Source organism: Bradyrhizobium sp. P2_E8 (assembly GCF_056403875.1).
On the sequence record NZ_JBFUES010000588.1, the window covers coordinates 1 to 4,775 of the forward strand.

The following is a 4,775-nucleotide window of genomic DNA, read 5'->3' on the forward strand; positions in this document are numbered from 1 at the left end:
CATCAACGGCGTGGTGGCGATCTCGCGCGACATGACCGAACGTAAGGATCGGGAGGATAGACTGGCGGCTCTCGCCAGTTCGGATGGCCTGACGGCCTTGGCAAACCGCAGACACTTCGACGAGCGGCTGGAGGCGGAATGGGACCGGGCCAGGCGCGAAGGAACGCCTCTGTCGCTGTTGCTGATGGACGTCGATCATTTCAAGAGTTTCAACGATCAGTACGGGCATCAGGCGGGCGATGCATGTCTCCGCTCGGTCGCCGGGGTCCTGGCCGAGCAGGCCCGACGGCCGGCAGACGTAGCCGCCAGGTATGGTGGCGAGGAATTCACCTTGCTGCTACCAAATACCGACATGGGGGGATGCGAGCAGGTCGGCGAGCGAATCCGGCAAGCCATTCAGGACCTCGGCATCCTGCACGCGCTCAACCCGCCATCCAGGCAGGTCACCCTCAGTATTGGCGGCGCCACACAGGTGTCGTTCGGCGACAAGGCGGATTGCACGTCGTTGATTGCGGCTGCGGATAAGGCGCTCTACGCCGCCAAGGAGAGCGGACGCAACCGCGTTGTGATGTCAGGGCAAGTCGTCGCGTGGCCCGGCTCGATACGGGCTTGAAAAGCAGCCCTGGCGCGCCGCGGCGTGCGCCTCACGAATTCACGTGCACGAAATCGCGCAGCAGCGGATAGATCTCGTTGTTCCAGCGCTTGCCGGAGAACACGCCGTAATGGCCGACGCCGGCCTGCATGTGGTGCACGCGGCGATAGGCGCGCACGCCGGTGCAGAGGTCTTGCGCGGCGAGCGTCTGGCCGATCGAGCAGATGTCGTCCTTCTCGCCCTCGACCGTCATCAGCCCCATGCGGCTGACGGCCTTGGTGTTCACCGGCCGTCCCCGATGCATCAGCTTGCCCTGCGGCAGCAGATGCTCCTGGAACACGTCGCGCACGGTCTCGATGTAGAATTCCGCCGGCAGATCCATCACCGCGAAATATTCGTCGTAGAAGGTCTTGATGGTCGCCGCCTTCTCCTTCTCGCCCTTGGCGATGTGGTTGGCGAGGTCCATGTGCTGCTTGATATGCCGCTCGAGGTTCATCGAGACGAAGGCGGTGAGCTGGACGAAGCCGGGATACACCTTGCGCAGTGCGCCGCGGCATTGCACCGGCACGTAGTTGATCAGGTTCTGCTCGAACCAGTCGATCGGCCTGCTCTTGGCGAACTCGTTGACCCTGGTCGGCTGGATCCGCGTGTCGATCGGGCCTGCCATCAGCGTCAGCGTCGCCGGCCGGGAAGGATGGTTGCCCTCGCACATGACGGCGGCGGCCGCGAGCGCCGAGACCGACGGCTGGCAGATCGCCACCATATGCGGGCGCGGGCCGAGCTGGCCGAGGAAGTCGATGAGGTGATCGGTGTAGTCGTCGAGCCCGAAGCGGCCTTCGCTGCGCGGAATGTCGCGCGGATTGTGCCAGTCGGTGATGTAGACGTCGTGGTCCTGGAGCAGCGTCTTCACGGTGCCGCGCAAGAGCGTCGCGAAATGGCCGGACATCGGCGCCACCAGCAGCATGCGCGGCTGCTCGGGAACGTCCTGCTTCCTGAAGTGCAGCAGCGAGCCGAACGGGGTCGCGTAGGCGATCTCCTCGGTGACGGCGACCTCGCGATTGCCCACCATGACACTGTCGATGCCGTAGGCCGGGCGATGGTAGGTGAGGGTGGAGCGTGAGATCAGCTCCAGCGCCGCCGAGAGCCGGCCGACGACCTGGTCCGACACGCCCTGCGGCACCAGGTTGAGGAATCTGAGCGCAGACGAGGCGCCCGCCCGCCACGGCGCCGTCAGGTCCATCTGGTTCTGAAAGGCTTGATAATACATCGACATCATACTGAAGCGCCCACCTGTTCCATGGTGCCATGCAATATCGAAGCCAAACCTGAGTCGAATCGCCTGGAAAACTGGCACATCGCTTGCTCTTCAAGCGAGGTGTACACATGGGAAGCACAGGTAGTGGGCACGCCAGCGGGCCGGGCGGGGTGCCCGTCTCAGGCGTGAGGGAAGGGGCCATATGGCGAAGGCGACACTGACCATCAGCAGCAAGAACTACTCGTCCTGGTCGCTGCGTGGCTGGCTGCTGACGAAATTTTCCGGGCTCGATTTCGAGGAGATCGTGACCGCGCCCGACGACGCCTCCGCGCGCGCCGAAATTCTCTTGCTGTCGTCGTCGATCCTGGTGCCGTGCCTGCGCCACGAGGGCGCCACCGTCTGGGACACGCTGGCGATCGCTGAATATCTCAACGAGGTGATGCCGGATGCCGGCCTGCTGCCGGATGACCGCGTCCAGCGCGCCCATTGCCGCTCGATTTGCGGCGAAATCCATTCCGGCTTCACCACGCTGCGCGCCTCGCTGCCGGTCAATCTGAAGGGGCACTTCCCCGGCTTCAAGATCTGGTCGCGCGCGCAGGCCGACATCGACCGCGTCTGGTTCATCTGGCGCGACTGCCTGGAGAAATCGGGCGGCCCGTTCCTGTTCGGTGAGCGGCGCACCATGGCGGACGCGATGTACGCGCCCGTGGTGACGCGCTTCGTGACCTATGACGTCAAGCTCGAGCCGCTTCTGAAGGCCTACGCCGATACCATCATGGCGATGCCCGAGATGAAGGAATGGATCGCGGCGGCGAAGGAAGAGCCGGCCGAGATCGAGGAGCTCGAGGTCGAATATTAGGCAGGCCCGGCTCGGCCCTGCCTGTTTCGGGGGCGGGGACCGCCTGGGGCCGTGGTGCGAGCCACGCCCTGTCCACCGTTAACCTTTGGCGCCAGCTCGACGCCCGAGCCCGCCCGCAGGTCTCGCAGATATTGTGCGCGAGAACAGACCCGCATCGACATGTAGCCGTGAACAGGCGTGGACAAGACCATTCGGCTGATTCGGACGCGATTCGTTCGAACCGCGTTCCGAAGGTTAAGACGGCGCGCGGCCCCGTTGCATTTTGGAACAAAAGCCGCCGTCAGGCGACGCCGGAGTGCTTCAGGCGTGGCAGGCGCCAGCCGATCACGGTCGCTTCGACCGCGATGCCGGCCTCGTGGTTCTGCCAGCGTCCCTCGACATAGCGGCAGGCGAACGGCAGTTGATACGTTCCGCTGTGATCCTCGCACAGCACTTCGACCGGCAAGCCAGGTGGCGGTTCTCCAGCGCCGTCGAACTCCGCCAGACGTCTATCGCGCGTTGCCATTCCAAAAATCTCCCCTAATCAAAGCCGCGGAAAGAGCGCCCAATTCTTCCGCGTGCGGTTCAATGCTCCCTGTCCCGAGGGAACGAGCCAAGCTCAACGCGAGAATGCGGTACGAGTGTGGTAGCCTTCGGCGGCTGCGCGCAAAAAGCGCACATTGCCGTGATCGTTTTTGACGAGGAACCTGCATGCCGTTTCGAAACGCCAGCGCTTGTGTCGTGATGTTGCTGCTCGCGACGCTGGCGATCGCGCCAATCCGCGCGCAGGACGTGCCCGGCATCGAGATCTGCACCGTCGAGAAGACCATGGAGCGGCGCACGAGCTGCCTCCAGAGCAACGTCGATTTCCTCCAGAAGACGATCACCAAGCTCAACCTCGATCACCAGCAGAAGCTGGATGCCGCCAATCGCCAGATCGACGCGTTGAAGACGAGCCTCGCCGGCTTGCAGAAGACGCTTCTCGATCTCCAGGCCGCGCAGACGAAGATCGCGGAGGATTTGAAGAAGAAGCAGGACGCGCTGCCGGCCAAGGACGCGTCGAAATAGGCGCCGCGCTCACGCGACGCGATATCGCTCCATCACGCCGCGGTCGGGTTCATAGCCGAGCCCGGCTCCAGTCGGCACCGCGACATGGCCGGTGGCATCGACATCGGCGCGGCCGCCCCAGAGGCAGGCCTCGCGCTTCAGGTAAAACATCTCGACGAACCCGTCGTCGCGCACGGCCAACAGATGCAGGGTCGCCAGCAGGCCAGGGCCGAAATACGGGGAGTGCGGGACGATCTTGACGCCGAGCCCATCTGCGAGCGCCGCGACCTTCAGAAATTCCGTGATGCCGCCGACCTTGATCACCGACGGCTGGGCATGGCTCACCGCGCCCGCATTCATCATCTGGCGGAATTGATATTCCGTGCAGGCGTTCTCGCCGGCGGCGACGCCGAGCCCGCCCTTGCGGCGGACCTCGGCGAGTGCGGCAAAATCCTCCGGCGGCCAGACCGGCTCCTCCAGGAACATCGGCTGCGCGTCAGCGCATGTCCCGGCGAACGCGATCGCCTGCTCGCCTGACAGCGGGCAGTTCATGTCCACCATCAGCGGAATGCCCGGGCCGATCGCCTCGCGCGCGGCAAAGACCGCCGGCGCCGTGGTCTCGTGCAGCTTGATGGCGCCATAGCCGAGCGCGAGCGCCTTCCTGCATTCGCTGGCGATGTTGTCGGGCGAGCCGATCCGCAACAGGCTCGCATAGGCCGGAATGGCCGGGCGCCTGGTCTCGCCGAGCAGGCGGTACACCGGCACGCCCTTGATCTTGGCGGCGAGGTCCCATAGCGCGATGTCGAGCCCGGATATCGCGAACATGGTGATGCCGTAGCGGCCGAACAGATGCAGATTGCGCTGGATCTGCTCCATCACCGCGGGAATGCCGGCGGCATCGGGAACCTCCAGGCCGCGGGCCTGCGGTGCGATCATCTCCTCGACGGCGCTGCGCGTGGTGCGGGGGCAGACATAGGCGAAGGCATCGCCCCAGCCGGTCAGCCCCGCGTCGGTCGTGACCTCGACGATCACCATGTCCAGCG

General features: G+C 64.9%; 6 protein-coding genes. 3 read left to right on the top strand and 3 right to left on the bottom strand.

Annotated elements, in window-relative coordinates:
* On the top strand, nucleotides 1-613 hold a 613-nt coding region (locus AC1D00_RS27195; protein ID WP_477012781.1), incomplete at its 5' end, for a GGDEF domain-containing protein.
* A 31-nt stretch (nucleotides 614-644) separates the two neighbouring features.
* On the opposite strand, the gene AC1D00_RS27200 is transcribed toward AC1D00_RS27195, so the two are convergent.
* Nucleotides 645-1,868: a polyhydroxyalkanoate depolymerase gene (locus AC1D00_RS27200; protein ID WP_135175612.1), complete on the bottom strand. Its 1,224-nt coding sequence runs from the start codon at nucleotides 1,866-1,868 to the stop codon at nucleotides 645-647.
* A gap of 181 nt (nucleotides 1,869-2,049) precedes the next feature.
* On the opposite strand from AC1D00_RS27200, the gene AC1D00_RS27205 reads away from it, so the two are divergent.
* Nucleotides 2,050-2,706, top strand: coding sequence for a glutathione S-transferase family protein (locus AC1D00_RS27205; protein WP_027547311.1), 657 nt, complete (start codon nucleotides 2,050-2,052; stop codon nucleotides 2,704-2,706).
* 280 nt (nucleotides 2,707-2,986) lie between these two features.
* Here the strand turns inward: AC1D00_RS27205 and AC1D00_RS27210 are convergent, their stop codons facing one another.
* Complete coding sequence (locus tag AC1D00_RS27210; RefSeq protein WP_027547310.1) at nucleotides 2,987-3,211, bottom strand: hypothetical protein; 225 nt, start codon at nucleotides 3,209-3,211, stop codon at nucleotides 2,987-2,989.
* 185 nt (nucleotides 3,212-3,396) lie between these two features.
* Between AC1D00_RS27210 and AC1D00_RS27215 the strand changes: the two genes are divergently transcribed.
* Entirely contained in the window at nucleotides 3,397-3,753 is a 357-nt protein-coding gene (locus tag AC1D00_RS27215) for a hypothetical protein (protein WP_477012782.1), read from the top strand.
* A gap of 9 nt (nucleotides 3,754-3,762) precedes the next feature.
* Here the strand turns inward: AC1D00_RS27215 and AC1D00_RS27220 are convergent.
* Nucleotides 3,763-4,775 (bottom strand): mandelate racemase/muconate lactonizing enzyme family protein (locus AC1D00_RS27220; protein ID WP_477012783.1); only part of this gene is annotated, 1,013 nt, incomplete at its 5' end.

Excerpts from the sequence above, each read along its gene's own strand:
- AC1D00_RS27200 (WP_135175612.1), bottom strand. The coding sequence starts at position 1,868 with ATGATGTCGATGTATTATCAAGCCTTTCAGAACCAGATGGACCTGACG.
- AC1D00_RS27205 (WP_027547311.1), top strand. The coding sequence starts at position 2,050 with ATGGCGAAGGCGACACTGACCATCAGCAGCAAGAACTACTCGTCCTGG.
- AC1D00_RS27210 (WP_027547310.1), bottom strand. The coding sequence starts at position 3,211 with ATGGCAACGCGCGATAGACGTCTGGCGGAGTTCGACGGCGCTGGAGAA.
- AC1D00_RS27215 (WP_477012782.1), top strand. The coding sequence starts at position 3,397 with ATGCCGTTTCGAAACGCCAGCGCTTGTGTCGTGATGTTGCTGCTCGCG.